The 22,168-nt window shown below is 73.1% G+C and carries 20 protein-coding genes; 13 read left to right on the top strand and 7 right to left on the bottom strand.

Going from position 1 to position 22,168, the window contains the following annotated elements; genetic code table 11:
• Window positions 1-28 precede the first annotated feature (28 nt).
• The gene (locus F6W97_RS26835; protein ID WP_155373289.1) at window positions 29-853 is read left to right on the top strand and encodes an oxygenase MpaB family protein; all 825 of its coding nucleotides are present in this window, start codon (window positions 29-31) and stop codon (window positions 851-853) included.
• Between the two features lie 121 nt (window positions 854-974).
• Here the strand turns inward: F6W97_RS26835 and F6W97_RS26830 are convergent, their stop codons facing one another.
• Window positions 975-1,610: a hypothetical protein gene (locus F6W97_RS26830; protein ID WP_155373288.1), complete on the bottom strand. Its 636-nt coding sequence runs from the start codon at window positions 1,608-1,610 to the stop codon at window positions 975-977.
• 139 nt (window positions 1,611-1,749) lie between these two features.
• Between F6W97_RS26830 and F6W97_RS26825 the strand changes: the two genes are divergently transcribed.
• Window positions 1,750-2,508 carry a VOC family protein gene (locus tag F6W97_RS26825; RefSeq protein ID WP_155373287.1) on the top strand — a complete coding sequence of 253 codons (759 nt, stop codon included), beginning with the start codon at window positions 1,750-1,752 and terminating at the stop codon, window positions 2,506-2,508.
• A gap of 43 nt (window positions 2,509-2,551) precedes the next feature.
• Here F6W97_RS26825 and F6W97_RS26820 read toward each other — a convergent pair whose 3' ends face one another.
• From F6W97_RS26820 to F6W97_RS26800, 5 genes are all read right to left on the bottom strand, one after another.
• Window positions 2,552-3,892, bottom strand: coding sequence for a peptidase C39 family protein (locus F6W97_RS26820; protein ID WP_155373286.1), 1,341 nt, complete (start codon window positions 3,890-3,892; stop codon window positions 2,552-2,554).
• Between the two features lie 124 nt (window positions 3,893-4,016).
• Window positions 4,017-4,745, bottom strand: coding sequence for a hypothetical protein (locus F6W97_RS26815; protein WP_155373285.1), 729 nt, complete (start codon window positions 4,743-4,745; stop codon window positions 4,017-4,019).
• 67 nt (window positions 4,746-4,812) lie between these two features.
• On the bottom strand, window positions 4,813-5,565 hold the full coding sequence (locus F6W97_RS26810) for a tyrosine-protein phosphatase (protein WP_155373284.1): 753 nt from the start codon (window positions 5,563-5,565) through the stop codon (window positions 4,813-4,815).
• Complete coding sequence (locus F6W97_RS26805) at window positions 5,562-6,311, bottom strand: tyrosine-protein phosphatase (protein ID WP_155373283.1); 750 nt, start codon at window positions 6,309-6,311, stop codon at window positions 5,562-5,564. Before F6W97_RS26805 ends, F6W97_RS26810 begins: the two co-directional genes overlap by 4 nt.
• Window positions 6,312-6,375: 64 nt before the next feature.
• Window positions 6,376-7,164, bottom strand: coding sequence for a dioxygenase family protein (locus tag F6W97_RS26800; RefSeq protein ID WP_196279341.1), 789 nt, complete (start codon window positions 7,162-7,164; stop codon window positions 6,376-6,378).
• A 588-nt stretch (window positions 7,165-7,752) separates the two neighbouring features.
• Between F6W97_RS26800 and cimA the strand changes: the two genes are divergently transcribed.
• The 3 genes from cimA (at window position 7,753) to F6W97_RS26785 (ending at window position 10,876) form a co-directional block, all read left to right on the top strand.
• On the top strand, window positions 7,753-9,348 hold the full coding sequence (gene cimA / locus F6W97_RS26795; RefSeq protein ID WP_155373282.1) for a citramalate synthase: 1,596 nt from the start codon (window positions 7,753-7,755) through the stop codon (window positions 9,346-9,348).
• Between the two features lie 124 nt (window positions 9,349-9,472).
• Window positions 9,473-10,222, top strand: coding sequence for a D-Ala-D-Ala carboxypeptidase family metallohydrolase (locus tag F6W97_RS26790; protein ID WP_155373281.1), 750 nt, complete (start codon window positions 9,473-9,475; stop codon window positions 10,220-10,222).
• A 201-nt stretch (window positions 10,223-10,423) separates the two neighbouring features.
• Window positions 10,424-10,876: a hypothetical protein gene (locus tag F6W97_RS26785; protein WP_155373280.1), complete on the top strand. Its 453-nt coding sequence runs from the start codon at window positions 10,424-10,426 to the stop codon at window positions 10,874-10,876.
• 188 nt (window positions 10,877-11,064) lie between these two features.
• Here F6W97_RS26785 and F6W97_RS26780 read toward each other — a convergent pair whose 3' ends face one another.
• Window positions 11,065-11,991, bottom strand: a complete 927-nt coding sequence (locus F6W97_RS26780) for a S66 peptidase family protein (RefSeq protein ID WP_155373279.1) — start codon at window positions 11,989-11,991, stop codon at window positions 11,065-11,067.
• An 81-nt stretch (window positions 11,992-12,072) separates the two neighbouring features.
• Here F6W97_RS26780 and F6W97_RS26775 point away from each other — a divergent pair, with 81 nt between their 5' ends.
• From F6W97_RS26775 to F6W97_RS26740, 8 genes are all read left to right on the top strand, one after another.
• Complete coding sequence (locus tag F6W97_RS26775; protein WP_155373278.1) at window positions 12,073-13,029, top strand: endonuclease/exonuclease/phosphatase family protein; 957 nt, start codon at window positions 12,073-12,075, stop codon at window positions 13,027-13,029.
• A 280-nt stretch (window positions 13,030-13,309) separates the two neighbouring features.
• The gene (locus tag F6W97_RS26770; protein WP_155373277.1) at window positions 13,310-13,945 is read left to right on the top strand and encodes a TetR/AcrR family transcriptional regulator; all 636 of its coding nucleotides are present in this window, start codon (window positions 13,310-13,312) and stop codon (window positions 13,943-13,945) included.
• Window positions 13,946-14,069: 124 nt separating this feature from the next.
• A complete protein-coding gene (locus F6W97_RS26765; RefSeq protein ID WP_155373276.1) occupies window positions 14,070-14,831 on the top strand; it encodes a type 1 glutamine amidotransferase in 762 nt (253 codons plus the stop codon).
• A gap of 48 nt (window positions 14,832-14,879) precedes the next feature.
• A complete protein-coding gene (locus F6W97_RS26760) occupies window positions 14,880-17,855 on the top strand; it encodes a bifunctional [glutamine synthetase] adenylyltransferase/[glutamine synthetase]-adenylyl-L-tyrosine phosphorylase (RefSeq protein WP_155373275.1) in 2,976 nt (991 codons plus the stop codon).
• An 89-nt stretch (window positions 17,856-17,944) separates the two neighbouring features.
• Window positions 17,945-18,730 carry a metallophosphoesterase gene (locus tag F6W97_RS26755; RefSeq protein ID WP_155373274.1) on the top strand — a complete coding sequence of 262 codons (786 nt, stop codon included), beginning with the start codon at window positions 17,945-17,947 and terminating at the stop codon, window positions 18,728-18,730.
• A gap of 78 nt (window positions 18,731-18,808) precedes the next feature.
• On the top strand, window positions 18,809-19,900 hold the full coding sequence (locus tag F6W97_RS26750) for a sensor histidine kinase (protein WP_155373273.1): 1,092 nt from the start codon (window positions 18,809-18,811) through the stop codon (window positions 19,898-19,900).
• 91 nt (window positions 19,901-19,991) lie between these two features.
• Window positions 19,992-20,651 (top strand): response regulator, encoded by a 660-nt coding sequence (locus F6W97_RS26745; RefSeq protein ID WP_155373272.1) that lies wholly within the window; start codon window positions 19,992-19,994, stop codon window positions 20,649-20,651.
• A gap of 77 nt (window positions 20,652-20,728) precedes the next feature.
• Window positions 20,729-22,141, top strand: coding sequence for an alpha/beta hydrolase family protein (locus F6W97_RS26740; RefSeq protein WP_196279340.1), 1,413 nt, complete (start codon window positions 20,729-20,731; stop codon window positions 22,139-22,141).
• Window positions 22,142-22,168 lie beyond the last annotated feature (27 nt).

Here is a 22,168-nt window from a genome sequence, read left to right as displayed (position 1 = left end):
TCCCGCCGGGCGTGGCACGCTGGACGGCATGGACGATGCCGCTGACGTCGGACTGTTCGGCCCCGGGTCGGTGACCTGGCGGGTGCACGCCGAGCCGGTGCTCTGGGTGGCCGGGGTGCGCTCGCTGTTCCTGCAGGCCCTGCACCCGCGGGCGATCGCCGGGGTGGTGCAGAACTCCAGCTACAAGGTCGAGCCGTGGGGCCGGCTGATGCGCACCGCCGACTACGTCGGCACGGTCATGTTCGGCACCACGGCCCAGGCCCGCGCCGCGGGGCGGCGTATCCGGGGCGTGCACGCCCGCATGCGCGCGGTGGACCGGCACACAGGGGAGATGTACCGCATCGACGAGCCCGAGCTGCTGCGCTGGGTACACGTCACCGAGGTGGAGTCGTTCCTGAGCACGGCCCGCCGGGCGGGTCTGGAGCTGAGCGCCGCCGACATCGACGGCTACTACACCGAGCAGCGCCGGGCCGCGGAGCTGGTCGGGCTGGACCCGGCATCGGTGCCGGGCACGGCCGGCGAGGTCGACGCTTACTACCGGCGGATGCGCCCCGAACTGGCGCTGACCCGCGAGGCCCTGGACACCCTGTTCTTCCTGATGGCGCCGCCGCTGCCGTGGCACCTCGGGCTGACCCCGGCCCGGCTGGTCTACACAGGCCTGGCCGCCACCGCGTTCTCCCTGCAGCCCGGCTGGGCCCGGCGCATCTACGGCACGCTGGGCCTGCCCACCACCGACCTGTCCGCGTCGGTCTCGGTCCGGGCGCTGCGCCTGACCATGCGCGCCCTACCCGACCGCTTCCTGCACGGCCCGATCTACCGCGACGCCATGGCCCGCGCCGCCGCAGCCTCCTGATCCGCCCCGCCGCAGCGGCCTGACCTGCGCCGTCGGCCTCCGGTGGTGGGGAAGGGCACCTTCTACAACGCATAGCGATGTGAAGGTGCCCTTCCTTCGCGTGTGAGGTGGGTGGCCTTGGTCAGGTCCAGGCGGGGGAGGGGGGTTGGGCTTGCTGGGAGGAGGGGGAGACGCGGGGGTCGCCGGAGCGGAACGCGTCCCACCAGCGGCGGCCGTCTGCGGCGAACGAGGTCAGCGGCACGGGGGAGCCGTCGGCGCGTTCGACGTCCAGGCGCGCGAAGTGGATGTCGCCCTCGATGCAGTACGCCGACCGGCCGCCGGGCTCCTCGCGGCCGCACTCGCTGAACCAGTACATGGTGTGCGCGGCCGGGCCGGTGCCCGCGAGCACCAGGCTGACCGGCGCGGGCCAGTCCCGGGTGAGTTCGGGGTCGTCGAGGAAGCTCCAGCCGTACATCGGGTTCGACCAGCCGGCCGAGGCGAGGAAGGCGTCGGCGGCGTCGGCGTCGGCCAGCTCGATGGGGTGGCCGTAGTCGCGCCCGCCGGTGCGGTCCGCGCGCAGCAGCACCCGGATCAGGCACACGCCGGTGAGCACCAGGGCACGGCGGGTGTCCGGGTCGACCGGGCCGTGCTCGGGCAGCGCGAGCACGTGCAGCAGCAGGCGCACCGTGCGGCCCGGCCAGTTCACTCGCAGGCCCATCACGTCGGACTCGTTGAGTGCGGTGTTGCACCCGGCGAGCACGGACCGATCCTGGAGCATGGTCACCATCATCGCCGGTGATCGGCCCGTGCGCACCGCTCCGGTTGCCCGGATCGCCCGACCGGCCAGCCGAACGGGGCGATCCGGTCGGCACGTGCAGAGGTCGCCGTGAACCGCGGATGGACCTAAGGTGGCGGGCATGCGAGTGAGGGGATACGCGCCCGCCACCCCGTGCTGGGCCGAGTATGTGACCGCGGACCCGTCCGGTGCCGCGGCGTTCTACAGCGGGCTGTTCGGATGGACGCCCGGCGAGGTGTTCGCGCTCGACGGCCGTGCGGTGGCGGGCCTGCTCCCGGCCGAGCCGGGACGGCCGTCGACGTGGCTGTGCTACGTGTCGGCGGCGGCCGCCGAGGACGGCGTGGCGGCGGTGCTCGACGCCGGTGGGTCGGTGCTGGTCCCGGCGCACGACCGGGGCCCGCGCGGGCGGGCGGCCCTGGTCGCCGACTCCGCGGGCGCGGTCTTCGGGCTGTGGCAGCGGGGCACGTCCGGTGGCGCCGAGGCGGCCGCCGAGCCTGCCACCATGTGCTGGACCGAGGTCGTGACCTGGGACGAGTCCGCCGCCGTGGCGTTCTACGGCAAGGCGTTCAACTGGTCCGAGCGCAAGAGCGAGATCGCCGAGGGCGTCGACCACATCGAGTGGTTCGTCGACAGCCGTACCGTCGGCGGGCTGTCCGTGATGGACGAGCGCTACCCGGCCGGCACCCCCGCGCACTGGCGGGTCACCTTCGAGATCGAGGACTGCGCGGCCACGATCGCGCGCTGCCTGGAGCTCGGCGGCGCGGTGCTGAGCGGGCCGCTGGACCTGCCGGTGGGGCACTACGCGCTGCTGGCCGACCCGCAGGGCGGCACGTTCGGCGTGATCGCGCTGTCGGACACGATCCTGGAGACCCGGATGTGATCCCGGGTGCGCCCCACGGCGGGGGCGCACCCGGGATCGTCGTTCACCAGTTGGTCGAGCCCGCGACCACCGGCCACGGCTTCCACCACGGCTTGATCAGGTAGGCGATGCCGCCCGAGCCGGAGGCCACCGTGCCGTTCGCGCGGTAGCGCTTGGTGCGCAGCCAGATCTGCTCGAACTGCTCACGCGGGTAGATGTTGCGCACGGCGTCGTTGCTCGACGACGCCGGGTCGTTGATGATCACGTCGCCCTCGGCGGTGAAGCCGACGATGACGAACAGGTGCCCGGACGTGCCGTAGCCCGCTCCGTCCAGCTCCGTGGACAGGAACGACTGGCTGGTGATCACCGGGATGCCGGCCTTGATGAACCGCTCCGCCTCGTCGAGCGAGTGCAGCCGGGTCACCTTGGCGTCCAGGCCCGGGAACGACGCCGCGTACGCGGTGTTGAACGGCCAGTTGCCGGCGCCCTCGTAGGCGTAGTCGTAGGTCATCCGGGCCGCGTGGTCGACCTGGGGGTCGGCGTAGGCCGGGTCGACCCAGGAGGTGTCCTGCTCCGACGGGCCGCGGCCGTAGTACTGCACGACCATCGAGGTGGAGGTGGGCGAGCACCAGGCCTCGCCGCCGCCGTCGTACTCCGGGTACTCCCCGGTGTGGATGTTCTGCGAGAACCGCGGCACGGCCAGCTCGGTGCCCCAGGCGATGCCGCCGGCGCTCGGGGTGACGGTGAAGCGGTCGGCCACGTTGGAGCTCATCGCGCCGAGCATCCACACCCGCGGCGAACGCCACTGGCCCGGTGCCCGGTACAGGGTGAGGCGCAGCTGGTAGGCGTGCAGCAGCACGCCGTTGTCGGCGTCGTCGATGGAGAACGTGTCGGTCCAGATCGTCGACCAGGGGTCGCCCTGCCCGTCGACCGTGGTGCGCTTGATGTCGGCGTCCCCGGACGCCCAGCGGCCCATCGTGTACCAGGGGGTCTGCCCGCCGGTGTTGTAGGTGCCCTGCATCTCGACCTGGATCCAGGTGCCTGCCGGGGTCTCGGCGTTCCACGAGGCGACCAGCTCGGTGGCGTCGAAGCCGACCTCGGTCACGGGTGAGGTCCAGGTGGAGTAGTTCCAGCTCTTGGTGACGCCGGTGTACGGGTCGGCGTAGTCGGTCTGCCCGGCCGGCAGCAGCATGGTGATCCCGGTGCGCACGCCCGGGATGGCGAGGGTGCCCTGGTGGGTGCCCTGCCGCCAGTCGGTGTAGCGGGACCACTCCTGGAAGGTGATCTGCTCGTCGTGCGTGGGCGGCGCGGCCGCGGCGGGCGCGCCGGCGGCGGCGGACAGCGCCGCGAGGCTGAGCGCGGTGAGGCCGGCGACGACGGCCGCCCGCAGGCGTGATCTGGCCATGGGTACTCCGCGGAAGTGGGGATGGACATTCACCCGCCACTATCGCCGCTGAAGTTAACTTTCGCCAGACCCCAGTTGTCCCGAAGATTTCTTCATCCGGGCCCCGGCCGGGCATGCCAAGGGGTCAGGCGGCCACATTGGCCACCGAGGGCTCCGGCGCCTCGTCCTGCTGCTGCCGGTCGCCCGGCTTCTTCTTGCGCCGGCGCAGCAGCCAGCTCACCGCGCCGATGAGGCTGGTGACCACGGCCGACCAGGTGCCCCAGTGGGTGAGGACCTGCCACACGGTGTACGACATGGTCCGGCGCACCTGCACCGACAGCGCGACCTCGTGCGTGATGGTGTGCCCGTTGCTCAGGGGCACCTCCAGGTATGCGGTGAGCAGCAGGTCGTCGGTCGGGCGCTTCGGGTGCACCAGCCAGGTCCACAGCATCTGCACGTCACTGCCGGTGGTGGCGTTGACCGACTCCGACGGCGTGATCTCCACATCCTCGGTGTTGCCGCGCAGCGTCGCCTTGACCGTGGGCCCGACCTCCACCGGCCCGGCCGCCGTGGTCAGGGTGTCCGGCAGCATCGCGTTGATCTTCTGGGTCAGCTTCTCGCCCTCGCCGACCGCCAGCCCGATCCGCTGCGTCTGCTCCACGTCGAGCACCGCGGGCGACTGCCAGTACGCCTCGCGGGTGACCAGCTCCCGGGCCGCCGTGTCGATGTCCTTGAAGGTGCCCGTCCCGGGCGCCACCTGGCCGGGAGCAGGCTGCTGCGTGGAGTCGCTGCTCGTCTCGCCCGCGCAACCGGCCAGTGCGGCCACGGCGACGGCGGTGGCCACGGCCAGCAACGTTCGCGTTCCGATGTGCATGGTGGACGGCTCCTCCCCGATGAAATTCCGTCACATCATGGCACCTGTCGATAACGCCCGGGTCACCTCACGGCCGCTGCTCGCGCAATCTCGACCGCAGCGCGGCGATGCTCTCCTCGGGCAGCCCGGCCCCGGTCAGATAGGCCGCCACCGAGCCGTGCCGCTCGCGCAGCTCCACCAGGAAACGCCGCATCACCTCGGCCGGCGTGCTGGCCAGGTAGGGCTGCAAGGGTTCCTTGTCCGGCTTGTTCCGGCGCTGCCAGGCCAGGTAGCGGGCCATACCCTGCTCGGTCAGCTCGTAGTCGGCGGCGATGTCGGCGTCGGACACCCCGGCCAGCTCCAGCACCAGGGCGATCACCACACCGGTGCGGTCCCGCCCGCCCCAGCAGTGCACCACGGTCGGCGCCTGACCGGTCGCGATCAGCTCGATCGCCCGCGCGATGTCGGCCGCCGCCAGCTCCGCGGTCTCGTGGTAACGCGCCAGCAGGAACGCCACCACCCCCGCCTCGGCGGAGTAGTCCTCGGCCCGCCACACCGGGTTGTTCAGCGGCACGTTGTGCCACTGCTCGCAGCACCAGTCCGGGGCGCGGCCGAAGCGTTCCAGCTCCACCGGGTGCCGCAGGTCGATCACGGTCCGGATGCCGAACGCCGCGAACGCGTCGCGGTCGGCCTCGCCCAGCGCGGTCAGCGTGTCGGAGCGGAACAGCACGCCGTGCCGCACCCGCGACCCGTCCGTGGTGGCCAGGCCGCCCACGTCCCGGAAGTTGAACAGCGGACTGGCGAAATCCACCAGCCGGGAAGAACCCACCGCCTCGCTCATGCTTCCAGCAGCCGTTCGCGCAGCCGCTCCACCCGGTCGCGCTGCAGGCCCGCGCCGACCAGGTATTCGGTCACCGAGCCGTGCCGGTAACGCAGCCCGTGCAGGGTCATCAGCATGGCCTCGGCCGGGGTGTACGTGAAGAACGGCGGCGTGGCCACGTGGTTCTGGTCAGGGAAGGCCGTGCGCACCCACTGGCTGAACCTCGGCGCGCTGCGCTCGGTCAGCGCGTAGTCGGCGGCGATCTGGTCGTCGGGCACGCCCAGCAGGTCCAACGCCAGCGCGACGATCAGGCCGGTGCGGTCCTTGCCCGCCACGCAGTGCACCACGGTCGGGCCGTGGTCGTCGTCGGTGAGCATGCCGACCACCCGCGCGATGTCGGCCCGGCCGTGGTGGGCCAGCTCCAGGTAGCGCTCGGCGAGCCAGCGCGAGACGCCGATCTCGGTGGTGTAGGTGGAGTGGTCCCAGGTCGGGTGCTCGAGGTGGTTGTGCCGCCAGACCACCTGCGTCCACTCCGGCACGCGGCCCATCGAGGCGACCTCGGCGGGCCGGCGCAGGTCGATGACGGTACGGATGCCGAGCGCCGCGAACGTGTCGCGGTCCTCGGCGCCGAGTCGGCTCAGCGTGTCGGACCGGTACACCGTGCGCCGGCGTACGGTGCGGCCGTCGGCGGTGGTCAGGCCACCGAGGTCGCGGAAGTTGAAGACGGCGGCGAAGGCGATGCTGCGCTCGGTCGGCGTGGTGGTCACCCCGATACCGTAATCAAGGTCGCGTGGCCGGGTGTACCGCGACCTTGTCACATCAGAGATCAGGTCAGCCGAGTTGGACGGAACGTTTGGCCAGGCCCATCCAGAAGCCGTCGATGACGGTGCGCTGGGAGGCCAGGTCGGCCTCGCCCGCGCCCAGCGTGACGAACAGCGGCGCGAAGTGCTCGGTGCGCGGGTGCGCCATCGCGCCCGACGGGGCCTTGTGCAGGAAGTCGAGCAGCCCGTCGACGTCGCCGGCGTCCAGCGCCTGCCGGCCCCAGTCGTCGAACTCCGCCGACCAGCCCTGCACCGGCGCGTCGAAGCCCAGGTGCATGTACTGCATCGCGGCGCGCAGGTTGTGGGTGAAGAAACCCGAGCCGATGATGAGCACGCCCTCGTCGCGCAGCGGCGCGAGCCTGCGGCCGATCTCCAGCAGGCGCCGCGGGTCCAGCGTGGGCATGGAGATCTGCAGCACCGGGATGTCGGCCTCGGGGAACATCTCGACCAGCGGCACGTACGCGCCGTGGTCCAGGCCTCGGTCGGGCACGTCGGCCACCGGCGTCTGCGGGCCGCGCAGCAGTGCGCGCACCTTCGCGGCCAGCTCGGGCGCGCCGGGAGCCGGGTACTTCACCTCGTAGTAGTGCTGCGCGAAGCCGCCGAAGTCGTAGTAGAGCGGGACCGTGGTGGTCGCGCCGATCGCCAGCGGGGCGTTCTCCCAGTGCGCGGAGACGACCAGGATCGCGGTGGGCCGGGGCAGGTCGGCCGACCACTGCGCCAGCTGCCGGGTCCACAGCGGGTCGTCGGCCAGCGGGGGAGCGCCGTGGCTCAGGTAGAGCGCAGGCATACGGGTGCTCATACCGCGAGAATACTTGACTGTTCAACTAACGTCGAGTGGCCGCGATCACCCTGACATGCGGAAAGCCCGGCGGGACGTCTCCCGCCGGGCTCTTCTTCCGGGTAAAGCTCTTCGTCGCGACTCTTCGGGAGCTGTGGCCCCGGGGGACCACCGGAAGGCGCGACGCATCAGGAGACGCCTCCTGGCGGTCTTTCTTGAGCCGTTCAAGATTAGGCGGGCTGCCGTGGCGCGGGGATTACCGGATCATGACATTGTGGCGACCGACACGGAGCCGCTGCCGCGGTCCACCGCGCAGGTCATCGACGTGATCCACGGCTGCGGCGGCGACACGCCTTCCCGACATGCGGGAGCCTGCTGGTCTGAGCGTCGCAGAAATGGGACGCTACTGAACGTGATCCGCTTCGTACTGATTATTGGCACCTAGCGCGCCGGCCGCACCTGGGCAACCAGGCCCCTCGCCGACGCGCAGACCTCCCGCGACCGCGGGGGGTCTTTTGTTTTGCAGCTCATTCGGTCTTCCGGCTCCTTCCTTCCCGGTTCACACGTCGGCGTCCGCCAGGCGGGCGTCCACACAGGAGGTCACACGACATGCAGATCTTCGACACCACGCTGCGCGACGGCGCCCAGCGCGAGGGCATCACCTACTCGGTGGCGGACAAACTCGCGGTGGCGCGCCTGCTCGATCAGTTCGGGGTCGGGTTCATCGAGGGCGGGTGGCCAGGAGCGGTGCCCAAGGACACCGAGTTCTTCGAACGGGCCAGAACCGAACTCGAACTGAAGAACGCGGTGCTGGTCGCGTTCGGCTCCACCCGCAAGGCGGGCGTCGCGGCGGCCGACGACGCGCAGCTGGCGGGCCTGCTCGCCGCGCAGACCCCGGTGGTCTGCCTGGTCGCCAAGTCCGACGTGCGCCATGTCGAGCGCGCGCTGCGCACCACCCGCGAGGAGAACCTCGCCATGGTCGCCGACAGCGTGACCCACCTGCGCTCGCACGGCCGCCGCGTCTTCGTCGACTGCGAGCACTTCTTCGACGGCTTCCGCCACGACCCCGAATACACCGCCTCGGTGGTGCGCGCCGCGCTCGACGCGGGCGCCGAGCGGGTGGTGCTCTGCGACACCAACGGCGGCATGCTGCCCTCGCAGATCAGCAAGGCCATCGGCGAGCTGGTCGAACGGCTTGGCGTCTCGCCGGAGCTGTTCGGCATGCACGCGCAGAACGACACGGCCTGCGCCGTCGCCAACACCATCGCCGCGGTGGAGGCGGGCGTACGCCACGTGCAGGGCACCGCCAACGGCTACGGCGAGCGCCCCGGCAACGCCGACATCTTCGCCGTCGTGGCGAACCTGCAGCTCAAGCTCGGCATGACCGTCCTACCGGACGGCTGCCTGGAACAGATGGCGCACGTCTCGCACGCCATCGCCGAGATCGCCAACATCGCACCCGACTCCCACCAGGCCTACGTCGGGTCCGCAGCCTTCGCCCACAAGGCGGGCCTGCACGCGAGCGCGATCAAAGTCGACCCGGCTCTCTACAACCACGTGGACCCGGCCGTGGTCGGCAACGACATGACGATCCTCGTCACCGAGATGGCCGGCCGGGCCAGCATCGAGCTCAAGAGCCGCGAGCTCGGTCTGGACCTGGCCGGCCAGCCGGACACGCTGTCCAAGGTGACGCACCGGGTGAAGGAGCTGGAGGCGGCGGGCTGGTCCTTCGAGGCCGCCGACGCGTCGTTCGAGCTGCTGGTGCGCCAGTCCCTGGGCGAGCAGACGACCCCGTTCACGCTGGAGTCGTACCGGGTGATCGTCGAGCACCGCGAGGACGGTGCGGTGGTCAGCGAGGCGACCGTCAAGCTGCGGGTACGCGGCGAGCGCGTGATCGCCACCGCCGAGGGCAACGGCCCGGTCAACGCGCTCGACCAGGCCCTGCGCCAGGCGCTGGAGCGGCACTTCCCGCAGCTGACCGGGCTGGAGCTGGCCGACTACAAGGTGCGCATCCTGGCCGGCTCGCACGGCACCGACGCGGTGACGCGGGTGCTGGTGGAGACGGTGGACACCGACGGTCGTGACTGGACCACGGTCGGCGTGCACGAGAACGTGGTGGAGGCGAGCTGGCGGGCCCTGGTCGATGCGCTGGCGTACGGTGTCGCGGCCGCGGGCGGGGACCGCAAGGCGCGCTCGCGGCGCTGATCCGTTGCGGACAGTCCGCAGGTCGTGACGGCTTGTTGCGCGATTTTTCGGAAGGATACTACGTAGTAACTGCAAGATATGTAAACTCTTGACATCGACAGGCGTGGTTGGCACAGTGCCTGGCATGTCTCGACGTTTCCCCCGCAACGCCTTCATCCGGGCGTTCACCGTGCTGGTGATGGCGGCCATCGGATCGGTGGCCGCCATCACCGTCGGCGCGTCCCCCGCGTACGCCGACGGCTGCTACACCTGGGGCCGCTCCCTGTCCTCGGGCATGTCCGGAGAGGACGTCCGCCAGCTGCAGATCCGCGTCGCGGGCTGGCCCGGCTACAACAACACCATCGTCATCGACGGCATCTTCGGCGGCGAGACCCGCGACGCGGTGGTCCGCTTCCAGCAGGCGTACGGCCTCGGCGCCGACGGCATCGCCGGCCCGCAGACCTTCAACAAGATCTACGCCCTGCAGGACGACGACTGCACGCCGATCCACTTCAGCTACGCCGAGCTGAACAAGTGCAACACCACCTGGGCCGGCGGCGCCGTCTCGGCCGCCACCGCCAAGTCCAACGCCCTGCGCGCGATGTGGCGCCTGGAAGCGCTGCGCCACGCCCTCGGCGACCAGGCCCTGCGGGTCACCTCCGGCTTCCGCAGCACCGCCTGCAACAGCGCGGCGGGCGGCGTGTCCGGCAGCCGCCATCTCTACGGCGACGGCGTCGACCTCGGCTCCGGCCCGGCCTCCCTGTGCACCATCGGCAAGCAGGCCCGCTACCACGGCTTCACCGGCATCCTCGGCCCCGGCTACCCCGACCACTCCGACCACATCCACACCGACGCCCGCAGCGGCACCCTCTGGTCAGCCTCCCAGTGCTTCTGACCTGACCGCTCCGCAAGGAGGGCACCTTCCTGGCGCTCCGCGTCATGGAAGGTGCCCTCCTTGATGTTCCGTGGGGTGTTGCCCGGCCGAATCGGGAAGGGCGGGGCGGGGCGATCGGGGGAGGCCGCGGGGGCGCGCGGGCGATAGGCTGCGCGGCACGCACCTCGGCCGGCCCGACCCGTTCGACCTGGAGGCACCCCCGTGAGCGACAACCCCTACCGGGCACCGGCGCCTGCGGGCCCGCCGGTGGAACCCGCGCCGGCCAAGCCCGCCGTCGGCGCGTGGTCGGACCCTTCGCTGGACGCGCCGCCCCCGCTCAGGCGGCAGATCGAGGCCCGGCTGGTATGGCGCGGCATGTTCTGGATGCTCGGCGCGCACCTGCTGGTCACCGTCCTGCCCCTGGCCGCCGCGCTGGCCTTCGGGCAGCGGACCGATGAGGGCCCGCTCGCCGAGGGCGACGCCGCCTCCGTCTTCCTGATGGCCGGGCTGTGTGGGCAGTTCCTGCTCGGCATCGTGGCCCTGGTCGCGGGTATCGGCGGTGTCCTCGCCAAAGACGGCGGCAAGGGCGCGGGCATCCTCATCGGCTGGGTCGTCGGCATTCCGGCCAGCCTGATCGCGGGCATCGTCATCACGGCCTCGCTGGCCGACATGTAGCCGTCCCGGCCACCACGGCCGGCACCGGCCGTGACCTCCGGCCGTGCCGGCCGCGGCCGCCCAGAGCGGTCAAGATCGTTCGACTTGCCGGGCACCTGTGCGTATCTTGGCGCGGCATTCGCCCAGCTGCCTGGCAAGTCGGCGGATCATGGGCGGGCCGACCGGGGCACGGCGCGGCACGCGGTGGGTCAGCTCGTGGCGGCGGGGGCGACGGTGAGGGTGCCGGTGTCGGCGTCGAGGGTGGCGTGGGTGCCGAGGGGGACTGCGGTGTGCTGGGTGCCGTGGCCGATGGGGAGGCCGCCGAGGACGGGCAGGCCCAGATCGAGCAGGCGGTCGGCGAGCACGTCGGCGATGGTGACCGGCCAGGCGTCCGCGCAGTCGGTGAACTGGCCGACGGCGATGCCTGCCACGCCGTCGAGGGCGCCGCTGCGGCGCAGGTGGGTGAGCATCCGGTCGACGCGGTACGGGTACTCGCCGACGTCCTCGATGAGCAGGATCGCGCCCGTCAGGTCCGGCAGGTGCGGCGTGCCCAGTGTGCTGACCAGCAGCGACAGGTTGCCGCCGAGCAGGGTGCCCTCGGCGTGGCCGGTGGTGCGCACCCGGTGGGTGTCCTCGGCCGGGTCGGCGGCGACGACCACCGGCTCCCCGCTCATCAGCGCGTGGCGCGCGCCGAGCGCGGTCGGCGAGTCCGGGCCCTTGTCGAACTGCGCCGCGACCGGCCCGTGCACGGTGGCCAGCCGCGCGCCGCGCCACAGCGCCAGGTGCAGCGCGGTGATGTCGGAGAAGCCCATCACCAGTTTCGGGTCACGGCGTACGGCGTCGAGGTCGACGCGGTCGGTGATGCGCTGCGCGCCGTAGCCGCCGCGGGTGCACAGCACGGCGCGGACCTGCGGGTCGCCGAGCGCGTCGTTGAGGTCGCCGAGGCGCTGGTCGTCGGTGCCGCCGAAGTAGCCGTGCCGGGCCAGCACGTGCGGGTAGACGCGGGGCGCCAGGCCCCAGCCGGTCAGCACCGACACCGCCGCCTCGACGCGCTCCGCGGGCACCGGCCCCGAGGGCGACACCAGCGCGACCGTGTCGCCGGGCCGGAGGGTCGCGGGGTGCAGCGTCGCCGTCATGGCCGCAGAGCCTAACCCCGTCCACGGAACCTTCACAAAGCCAACACCTAGTTGACCATGAAAATGTATAGCATCCGGTGCATGAAACGGTTCCTTCTGCGCGCGCTGCCCTGGGTCCTGGCGCTGCCGGCAGCGGTGTGGGCCGTGCTCCGCCTGGCCGGCTGGGACACCAGGTATCCGGTCGCGCAGTTGATGGCGTTCACCCCGTACGTGGCCGCCGGTTCCCTGGTGCCGCTGGCGGTGCTGCTGGTGTGGCGGCGCTGGGCGGCCGCCGCGCTGGCTGCGGTGACCGCGCTGGCGCTGGCCGTGGTGGTGCTGCCGCGCTGGTTCGCCGACGATGATCCGATGGCGGGGGCGGCGGGCGTGCCGCTGCGGGTGATGAGCGCGAACGTGCTGGTCGGCTCGGCGGACGCGGCCGAGCTGGTGAGCCTCGTGCGGTCGCACCGGGTGGACGTGCTGGCGCTGCAGGAGGTGACCCCGGACTACCTGGCGGCGGCGGACGCGGCGGGGATGCGCGACGAGCTGCCGTACCGGGTGGACTACTCGGTGCCCGGGGTGGAGGGCTCGGCGCTGCTGTCCCGCTTTCCGCTGCGTGACGACGGGATGCGGGTCAACCCGGGCGGGTTCCGGCAGGCGCGGGCCGAGGTGGCGGTGCCGGGCGGGGGCGGTGTGCTGATCGAGTCGGCGCACCCGCTGGCGCCCTGGGCGGACTTCGTGATGCCGCTGTGGGAACGCGGCTTCCAGGGCCAGCCGCGGGCCACGCCGGACGGGCCGGTGCGGGTGCTGCTCGGCGACTTCAACGCGACCCTCGACCACCACCTGCTGCGCGACCTGATCGACTCCGGTTACCGGGACGCGGCCGACGTGCTCGGGCGCGGCCTGGCGGGCACCTGGGGGCCGTACGACGGGGACTCGATCCCGCCGGTGACGCTGGACCGGGTGCTGGCCGACCGGCGGGTGGGCGTCAAGGACTTCCAGGTGCTGGAGCTGCCGGACAGCGATCACCGGCCGGTGTACGCCGAGCTGGTCTTACCGTAAGGCGTGCCACATATTTGAGCGGACGCTCAAGCCTGCTAGGCTGATGTTTGACCGACCGCTCAAATTATGTGGCGCGGGCCGTGTTTCCTTAGGGGACCGTCCTGACCCGACACTGCCGCGTTTCGGCACCTGTTTTGTCAGACCGGTGCGAGAAAGTCTGCCCGTCCCCGCAGTCGGGGACGCGACAGTACGGGCGGTGCCGGCCACATTGGCAACGGGGGGTGGCCGGCACCGCCCGCAAACGCATCGGCGCTGCGGGCCCGGATGGCGAGGGAGCGGCATGTCCGACACGAAGCAGCGGTTGCTCGACGGGGCCATGGACACCCTGCGCAAACACGGGATCGCGGGCGTCTCCGCGCGCAACATCGCCGGGATGGCGGGAGTCAACCAGGCGCTCATCTTCTACCACTTCGGCAGCGTGGACGACCTGCTCGTGGCGGCGTGCACGGCCGCGACCGGCGACCGCGTCGCGGCGTACCGGGAGCGGTTCGCGACCGTGGGCTCGCTGCGGGAGCTGCTCGACGTCGGCCGCGCGCTGCACGAGGAGGAGCGCGACCTGGGCAATGTCGCGGTGCTGGCGCAGATGCTGGCCGGCGCGCAGCACGACGAGAAGCTCGCCCGGGTGACCGCCGAGGCGCTCGGCATGTGGACCGCGGAGATCGAGTCCGTGCTGCACCGGGTGCTGACGGGCTCGCCGTTCGCGGAGATGGCCGACATACCCGGGCTGGCCAGCGCGATCTCCGTCTCGTTCGTTGGGCTGGAGCTCTACGAGGGCGTCGACCGGCCCGGCGCGCAGCGCGCGATGGCGGCGCTGGAGCAGCTCGGCGCCCTGATGGAGGTCGTCGAGGAGCTGGGGCCGGTGGCCCGCCGGGCGTTACGGAGCAAGATCAATAAGGTGGCCGCCCGGCGGCCCTGACCGGGACCCCGCCCGCCCGGTGGGCCGCGCCGTTCGGGCAGCCGGGGGCCGAGCGCCGCCGGCTGAGGCCGCCCTGCTCCGGGTGGCTGACCGGCGGACGCAGGGCCGGGCTAACCTCGTCAGCGTGGCGACCGCACTGGTGATCGAGAACGACCCGACCGACGACCTGCGCCGGCTCGGCGACTGGCTGACCGAGGCCGGGCTGGAACTGTCCGTCCTGCGCCCGCACGCCGGCGACGCCCTTCCCGACGATCTCGAGGGCTACGCCGCGTTCGTGGTCATGGGCGGAGAGCAGGACGCCTTCCCCAAGGACGGGGTGCCGGGCGCGCCGTGGTTCCCGAAGCTGGAGTCGCTGCTGCGCAAGGCGGTCAAGAACCGGGTGCCGACGCTGGCGATCTGCCTCGGCGGGCAGCTGCTGGCCCAGGCCCACGGCGGCACGGTCGAGCGCTCCACCAGCGGCCCCGAGATCGGCGCCCGCCTGGTCGCGCGGCGTGACGTGGCCGAGTCCGACCCGCTGTGGTGGGCGGTGCCGTTCGCGCCCGACGTGATCCAGTACCACTTCGACGAGATCACCGAACTGCCGCTCGGGGCGACGCTGCTGGCCGCCTCGCCGCGCTATCCCCACCAGGCGTTCCGGGTGGGCGACCGGGCCTGGGGCACCCAGTTCCACATCGAGTGCGACCTCGACATGTTCGCCGGGTGGGTGGACAACAACCGGGAATGGATGACCGAGCAGGGCTGGCAGCCCGACGGGCTGATCGCCGGCGTCGAGGCCACCCAGGACGACGTGGCCGAGGTGTGGCAGCCGTTCGCCCGCCGCTTCGCCGAACTGGCGCTGGGCACCCTGCCCGACGCGGGCCGCCGGGAGCTTCCGCTGCTGAGCTGAGCCGTGCCGCGGCTTCTGCGCCCGGGTGCGCGCCGATAACCTGAGCGGGTGGCGGGAATCGGGCGGTTGGCACGGTACGGCTTCACGCTGTCGGCGACCGGTCCCGACCCGGCGGTGCTGCTGGGCGGGACCGGGCTGAACCTGTGGGACGCGGCCGCGCAGCGGCCGGTCGACGAGGAGAGCGCGCTCGTCCTGGAGCAGCTCGGCCGCGCCGCCGACCCCGACCTGGCACTGCGCCAGCTGCACCGCATCGCCGAGCGGGACAGAGGCGCCGACAAAGGTGTGCTGGAGCAGCTCGGGGCCGACGAGGATCTGCGCATCCGGCTGCTCACCGTGCTGGGGGCGTCCTCGGCGCTGGGCGACCAGATCGCCGCGCAGGCCGGGCAGTGGCGGGTGCTGACGCACAGCGTGCCGCCGCGCTACGAGGTGCACAGCGGGCTGGCCGACGTGCCCTCGCTGCGCGCCGGCTACCAGCGCGGGCTGCTGCGCATCGCGGCGGCCGACCTCGCCGACGGGGTCGACGTCGAGACGACGATGGCCGAGGTGACGGCGCTGGCCGACGCGACGCTGCGGGCGGCGTACCGGATCGCGCTGGGGCGGGTCGGGGACCAGCGGCCGCGGCTGTCCGTCATCGCGATGGGCAAGTGCGGCGGGGACGAGCTGAACTACGTCTCGGACGTGGACGTCATCTTCGTCGCGGCCGAGGACGAGGACCTCGCCGCGGGCACCACCGTCGCCGCGGCGCTGATGGAGATCTGCGGCCACGTGGCCTGGCCGGTGGACGCCGCGCTGCGGCCCGAGGGCGGGCGCGGGCCGCTGGTGCGCACCCTGGCCAGCCACCTCGTCTACTACCAGCGCTGGGCCCGCACCTGGGAGTTCCAGGCGCTGCTCAAGGCCCGGCCGGTGGCCGGCGACGCCGGCGTCGGCAAGGCGTGGCTGGCCGCGTTGCAGCCGCTGATCTGGCACGCCGCGGAGCGGCCGGAGGCGGTCGAGGACGTGCGCGCCATGCGGCGGCGCATCATCGACCAGATCCCGCGCGCCGAGATCGAGCGGGAGATCAAGCGCGGGCCGGGCGGGCTGCGCGACATCGAGTTCGCGGTGCAGCTGCTCCAGCTCGTGCACGGCCGCGGCGACGAGACGCTGCGCTCGGGCAACACCCTCAACGCGTTGCGGGCGCTGGTCGCGGGCGGTTACGTGGGCCGCGGCGACGGGGAGGCGCTCAGCGCCGCGTACCGGTTCCTGCGCAACGTCGAGCACCGGCTCCAGTTGCAGCGGCTGCGGCGTACGCACACCGTGCCCGCCGACGACAACCAGGCGGGCACCCTGGCGCTGCGCTGGCTGGCGCGGGCCATGAACTACAAGCGCGAGGAGCCCTCGCTGGGCACCGGCCGGGGCCGCGAGGGCGGCGGCCTGGACCCGATCGCGGCGTTCCGCGCCGACTGGGTCACCCACGCCGCCGAGGTGCGCCGGCTGCACGCCAAGCTGCTCTACCGGCCCCTGCTGGCGGCGGTGGCCAAGGTGCCCGCCGACGGGCTGTCGCTGCGCGCCGACGCCGCCCGCAAGCGCCTGGAGCTGCTCGGCTACGCCGACCCGGCGGGCGCGCTGCGACACATCGAGGCGCTGACGTCCGGGGTGTCGCGCACCGCGGCGATCCAGCGCACCCTGCTGCCGGTGCTGCTGGCCGAGTTCGCCGACGCGCCCGATCCCGACGCCGGGCTGCTGGCCTACCGGCAGGTGTCCGACACGCTCGGCACCACGCCCTGGTATCTGCGCCTGCTGCGCGACGAGGGCCCGGTGGCGCTGCGGCTGGCCCGGGTGCTGGACAGCTCGCGTTACCTGACCGACCTGCTCTCGCGCGACCCGGAGGCGCTGCGCCTGCTGGCCGACGACACCGAGCTGGCGCTGCGTACCCGGCAGTCGCTGCTGGACGGCACCGCCGCGGCGGGTGGCAGGCATGCCGACCCGCGTGCGGCGGTGGCCGCGGTGCGGGCGATGCGCCGCCGCGAGCTGTTCCGCATCGGCAGCGCCGACCTGCTCTCCGGGGCGGGTGAGCTTGCCCCGGCCAAGCCGGTCGACATCACCGAGGTGGGGCAGGGGCTGGCCGACCTCACCGACGCCACCATCGCGGCCGCGCTCGCGGTGGCCCGGCAGGCCGCGGGCGCGCCGGACGAGCTGCGTTTCTCCGTGATCGGCATGGGCCGGCTGGGCGGGGCCGAGACGAGCTATCCCAGCGACGCCGATGTGCTGTTCGTGTACCAGGTCGCCCCCGGCATGAAGGACGACGAGGCCAACGGCGTCGCGCTGGCGGTCGCCGAGCAGCTGCGCACGCTGCTGTCCGCGCCCGCGCCCGATCCGCCGCTGGGCATCGACGCCGACCTGCGTCCCGAGGGCAGGCAGGGGCCGCTGGTCCGCAGCCTCGCCGCCTACCAGCGCTACTACGCGACCTGGTCGCAGGTGTGGGAGGCGCAGGCGCTGCTGCGGGCCCGGCCGGTCGCCGGGGACGCCGCGCTGGCCGCCGAGTTCATCGCGCTGATCGACCCGGTGCGCTACCCGGTGGACGGGCTGCGCCGGGAGCAGATCGTCGAGATCCGCCGGATCAAGGCGCGGGTGGAGAACGAGCGGCTGCCCCGCGGCGCCGACCCGCTCACCCACACCAAGCTGGGCCGGGGCGGCATCGCCGACGTCGAGTGGACGGTGCAGCTGTGGCAGCTGCGGCACGGGCACGAGGTGGCGGGGCTGCGGTCCACGCGTACCCTCGACGCGCTCGCCGCGGCGCACGCGGCCGACCTCGTGTCGGTCGAGGACGCCGAGGTGCTGGCCACGGCGTGGACGCTGTGCTCGCGGGTGCGCAACGCGCTGACGCTGATCCGCGGCCGGGCCGTGGACCAGCTGCCCCGGCACGGCGTCGAGCTGGCCGGGGTGGCCCGGCTGCTGGGCGGCGGCGACCCGGGCGAGTTCCTGGACGAGTACCTCAAGGTGACCCGCCGCGCCCGCGCCGCCGTCGAGCGGCTCTTCCTGGACTGACCGTCGCCGGGGGATACCCCGGAAGGGGTCGGTGCGGGTCGCCGCGCACGCGACGGGGGCCGCCCATGGTCATGTCGTAGGGTGATCGCGTGACGCTCTATGTGGTCGGTGACGTGCACGGCCATCTCGTGCCGCTGACCCAGGCGCTGCGGGTGACCGGCCTGCTCGACGAGCGGGGCGCGTGGACCGGCGGTGACGCGAGGCTGTGGTTCCTCGGCGACCTGACCGACCGGGGCCCGGACGGCATCGGCGTGATCGACCTGATCCGGCGGCTGCAGGGCGAGGCGGCCGCGGCCGGCGGCGAGGTCGGCTGCGTGATCGGCAATCACGACATGCTGCTGTACGGCAGCCGCTTCACGCCCGGGTCGCCGGTGACCGAGGTGCGCAACATCATGCAGGTGTGGGCGCTCAACGGCGGCCAGGACCACGACCTCGCGGGCCTGAACGAGCAGCGGGCCGCCTGGCTGGCCGACCTGCCCGCGGTGGCGCTGGTCGACGGCCATCTGCTGCTGCACGCCGACACCCTGGCCTACCTGGAGTTCGGGCCCACCATCGACGAGATCAACGCCGCCCTGCGCAAGATCATGCGTGAGCGCGACGAGCGGACCTTCGGGCGCAACACCCGGCTGCTGTTCCGCCGCTTCGAGTTCCTGGAGCACAACGACGGCGTCGCCAACGCCCGCCTGCTGCTGGACAAACTCGGCGGCCGGCAGATCGTGCACGGCCACTCCACGATCCCGGAGACCTTCGGCATCGCCCCCGCCGCGGTGCGCGGCCCGATCACGTACGCCGACGGGCTGGCCATGGCCGTGGACACCGGCATCTCGCTGGGCGCGCCCTGCATCGTCGTGGCGCTCCCACCGGCCGCCGCCTGACGCGGTTCGGGCCACCGGGCCTGGACGAGCCTGCCACGGGTATCCACGGCGCGTCGCGGTGCCCTAGGCTCGCTCCTCATGACGTGGGGGATGGTGCGGCCCGCCGACCTGTCCCGCCGGGCCTGGTCGGTGGACGTCGGGCTGACCCTGCTGGTGCTGGCCGCGCAGTCCGCGCCGTACTTCTTCACCCGCCGGTTGCCCGAGGACGGGTCGTGGACGTTCGCCGCCTACTGGCCGGTGCTGGTGACCTCGCTGCCGGTGCTGCTGCGGCGCTGGCAGCCCACGTACGCGCTGCTGCTCACGGCCGTCGGCATCGCCGCGTACGCGATCGCGGGCACCGGTCCCGCCCAGCCGATCTGGTACGGCCCGCTGGTCTGCTTCTACGCGGTGGCCTACCAGTCGCCGCCCCGCCAGCGGCTGGTGGTGCTGGTCGTCACCGCCGCCGGCATGCTGTCGATCATCCAGTCGGTGAACACGGCGGTCCGCGAGATGGCGACCTGGTCGGCGGCGTACATGCTGGGCACCCTGGCCCGCACCCGGCGCGAGGCCGCCGCCCGCGAACGCGCCCAGGCCGCGCAGCTGGCGGCCGAGCGTGAGCGCACCCGGATCGCCCGGGACCTGCACGACATCCTCGGCCACGCGTTCAGCCTGATGGTGGTGCAGGCCGAGGCGGGCGGCGCGATCGCCCGGCGCGACCCCGTCCGGGCCGAGGCCGCGTTCGACGCGATCTCCGACGCCGGGCGCAGCGCCATGGCGCAGCTGCGCGCCGCCGTGGGCGGGCTGCGTGAGCCGTCGGCCCCGCAACCTGGCCTGGCCGACCTGCCCGAACTGGTCCGCGGCACCCGCCACGACGGCCTCGACGTCAGCTTCACCGAGCACGGTGACCCGCGCCCCCTCGCGCCGGACGTGCAGCTCGCCGTCTACCGGGTGGTCCAGGAGGCGCTGACTAACGTGGTCCGGCACGCCGCCGCGACCTCCGCCCGGGTGTCGCTGACCTGGGACGGGGGCTGCACCCGGGTGAGCGTCGCCGACGACGGCCGGGGCACCGGTCCGGTGACGCCGGGCAACGGCCTGGTCGGGCTCGGCGAGCGGGTCGCCGCGGCGGGCGGTCTCGTCGAGTTCGGCCCCGACCCCGCGGGCGGATTCCGGGTGACGGCGGTGTTCGGATGAGCGGGTCGGCGGGATTCCACGGCACGCGGGCCGCACCGCCTGTCGCCCGCGCGGGTGGCGGCCAGAGGAGACGTGTGGGGCAGGAGCAGCCATGAGCATCAGCGTGGTGGTCGCCGACGATCAGGAGCTGGTGCGTTCGGGGTTCGCGATGATCCTGTCCGCGCAGCCGGACATCGAGGTGGTCGCGGAGGCCGCCGACGGCGCGGAGGCGGTGCGGGCGGTGGCGGCGCACGTCCCCGACGTGGCGCTGCTCGACATCCGGATGCCGGTCATGGACGGCATCGAGGCGGCCCGGCGCATCTGCGCGGCGGGTCCGACGAAGGTGGTCATGCTGACCACGTTCGGCTCCGACGAGCACGTGTTCGCCGCGCTGCGCGCCGGGGCCAGCGGTTTCCTGCTCAAGGACGTACGCCGGGACGATCTCGTGCACGCGGTGCGGGTGGTCACCGCCGGGCAGGCGCTGCTCGCGCCCGCGGTGACCCGCCGCCTCATCGACGACGTGGTGCGCCTGGGCGGCCGGGCCGCGCCGGCCCGGTCCGCGGAACTGGCCCGGCTGACCGAGCGCGAGCACGAGGTGCTGGTGCTGCTCGGCCGGGGCCTGTCCAACCCGGAGCTGGCGGCGGCGCTGTTCGTCAGCGAGCACACGGTGAAGACGCACGTCAGCAGCGTGCTGAGCAAGCTCGGGCTGCGCGACCGGGTGCAGGCCGTGATCGCCGCGTACGAGTCGGGGCTCATCCGGCCCGGCGAGTGACTCCCTCGCGCGAGTGAGGGCGCGCACCGCTCTCGTCGGCGATGTCGGCGATCCCGGATTTCCCGAGGATCGTGGACATGAGGAAATCAGTGTTCACCGCTTTCGGGGCGGTTCTGCTGGCGCTGGCCGGCACGCCGGCCTCCGCCGCCGACTCCGCCCCTGCGTACACCCCGCCCGCCGGGCTCACCGCGACCGACCTGACCTTCCGCAACGGCGGCACCGAGCTGCACGGCTCGGTGGTGCGCCGCGCCGATCTGGACCCGGCCGCGCGCCACCCGGCGATCGTGCTGGTGCACGGCTCCGGCGCGGGGCCGCGGGAGGAACTCGGCCAGGAGGCGGAGGTGTTCGCCCGCGCCGGGTTGGTCACGCTGATCTACGACAAGCGGGCCGACTACACGAAGACCCACCGCGACTACTCCGCGCTGGCCGACGACGCCGTGGCCGGGGTGCGGGCGCTGGCCGCGCTGCCCGACGTCGACCCGGCACGCACCGGGCTGTGGGGGCTCAGCGAGGGCGGCTGGATCGCGCCGCTGGCCGCGTCCCGCGCGGCGGAGGCGAAGTTCCTGGTCACCATCGGCGCGCCGGGGCTGCCGCCGGCGCGTACCCAGGCCTGGAACCTGATCAACCGGATCACCCGGGCCGGGGTGACGCCGTCCACCGTGGACGCGATCGTCGGCACCGGCATGGGCCTGGCCGTCGCGACGGACGGGTTCCCCCAGGCGGCGTACGACCCGGTGCCCGCGCTGCGGGCGATCCGGCAGCCGGTGCTGGCGATCTGGGGTGAGCTGGACACGCAGGTCCCGCCGCGGGAGAGCGCGGAGGTCTTCCGCCGCGAGCTGACCGCCAGCCCCAGCGTCACCATCCGGATCCTGCCGCACGGCGCGCACGCGGGCCGGGTCACCACCGACGGCTACGACCGCGTCGGCGGCCCGATGGTCAACGGCTTCCAGATGGGCGAGCTGCTGCCGGGCTACGGCACGCTGATGACGGACTGGATCGCCCAGGTGACCGGCGGACGGGCGCCCGCCTCCGCGGCCGACGCGCTGCCTGCCCAGGGCAGCGACAGCATCGCCGTGTCCGGGGTGGGGCCGCTGTGGTGGGCCGGGTTCGCGGCGATCGCGCTGGCGCTGCTGAGCTGGCCGGTCTGGGCGCTGGTGCGGCGGCTGCGGGGCGGTCGCGGCCGCCCGGCCGGGGCCCGCCCGGCCCGCTGGCTGGTGCTGACAGGGCTGGTCGCCCTGGTCGGCGGGGTGGCGTACCCGATCATGACAGTGGCCACGTCGGGCAAGCAGACCGGGTCGTTCCTGTTCGGCCAGCCCCTGACCTGGCTGGTGCTGCGGGTGGTGACCGTGCTCGCCCTGCTGTGCACCGCCTGGGCCGTGGTGGCGCTGCGTTCGGCGCACGGCCGGGAGCGGGTGCGGCTGGCCCTCGCCGCGGCCGGTGGCCTGCTGCTCGTGCCGTTCGCGCTCTCCCTGGGGCTGCTGCTGCCCTGACCGGCTGTCGCTCTGCTCGGCCCGGCA

Origin of the sequence: Catellatospora vulcania (genome assembly GCF_009720385.1) — a bacterium.
Lineage (GTDB): Bacteria > Actinomycetota > Actinomycetes > Mycobacteriales > Micromonosporaceae > Catellatospora > Catellatospora vulcania.
The sequence above is the reverse complement of the archived record's forward strand: the minus strand, read 5'-3'. Positions and strand labels throughout refer to the sequence as shown.

Coding starts and splice junctions, on each gene's coding strand:
- F6W97_RS26835 (WP_155373289.1), top strand. CDS start 29: ATGGACGATGCCGCTGACGTCGGACTGTTCGGCCCCGGGTCGGTGACC.
- F6W97_RS26775 (WP_155373278.1), top strand. CDS start 12,073: ATGAAACGGTTCCTTCTGCGCGCGCTGCCCTGGGTCCTGGCGCTGCCG.
- F6W97_RS26745 (WP_155373272.1), top strand. CDS start 19,992: ATGAGCATCAGCGTGGTGGTCGCCGACGATCAGGAGCTGGTGCGTTCG.
- F6W97_RS26820 (WP_155373286.1), bottom strand. CDS start 3,892: ATGGCCAGATCACGCCTGCGGGCGGCCGTCGTCGCCGGCCTCACCGCG.
- F6W97_RS26740 (WP_196279340.1), top strand. CDS start 20,729: ATGAGGAAATCAGTGTTCACCGCTTTCGGGGCGGTTCTGCTGGCGCTG.
- F6W97_RS26815 (WP_155373285.1), bottom strand. CDS start 4,745: ATGCACATCGGAACGCGAACGTTGCTGGCCGTGGCCACCGCCGTCGCC.
- F6W97_RS26810 (WP_155373284.1), bottom strand. CDS start 5,565: ATGAGCGAGGCGGTGGGTTCTTCCCGGCTGGTGGATTTCGCCAGTCCG.
- F6W97_RS26780 (WP_155373279.1), bottom strand. CDS start 11,991: ATGACGGCGACGCTGCACCCCGCGACCCTCCGGCCCGGCGACACGGTC.
- cimA (WP_155373282.1), top strand. CDS start 7,753: ATGCAGATCTTCGACACCACGCTGCGCGACGGCGCCCAGCGCGAGGGC.
- F6W97_RS26770 (WP_155373277.1), top strand. CDS start 13,310: ATGTCCGACACGAAGCAGCGGTTGCTCGACGGGGCCATGGACACCCTG.
- F6W97_RS26830 (WP_155373288.1), bottom strand. CDS start 1,610: ATGCTCCAGGATCGGTCCGTGCTCGCCGGGTGCAACACCGCACTCAAC.
- F6W97_RS26790 (WP_155373281.1), top strand. CDS start 9,473: ATGTCTCGACGTTTCCCCCGCAACGCCTTCATCCGGGCGTTCACCGTG.
- F6W97_RS26800 (WP_196279341.1), bottom strand. CDS start 7,164: ATGAGCACCCGTATGCCTGCGCTCTACCTGAGCCACGGCGCTCCCCCG.
- F6W97_RS26825 (WP_155373287.1), top strand. CDS start 1,750: ATGCGAGTGAGGGGATACGCGCCCGCCACCCCGTGCTGGGCCGAGTAT.
- F6W97_RS26750 (WP_155373273.1), top strand. CDS start 18,809: ATGACGTGGGGGATGGTGCGGCCCGCCGACCTGTCCCGCCGGGCCTGG.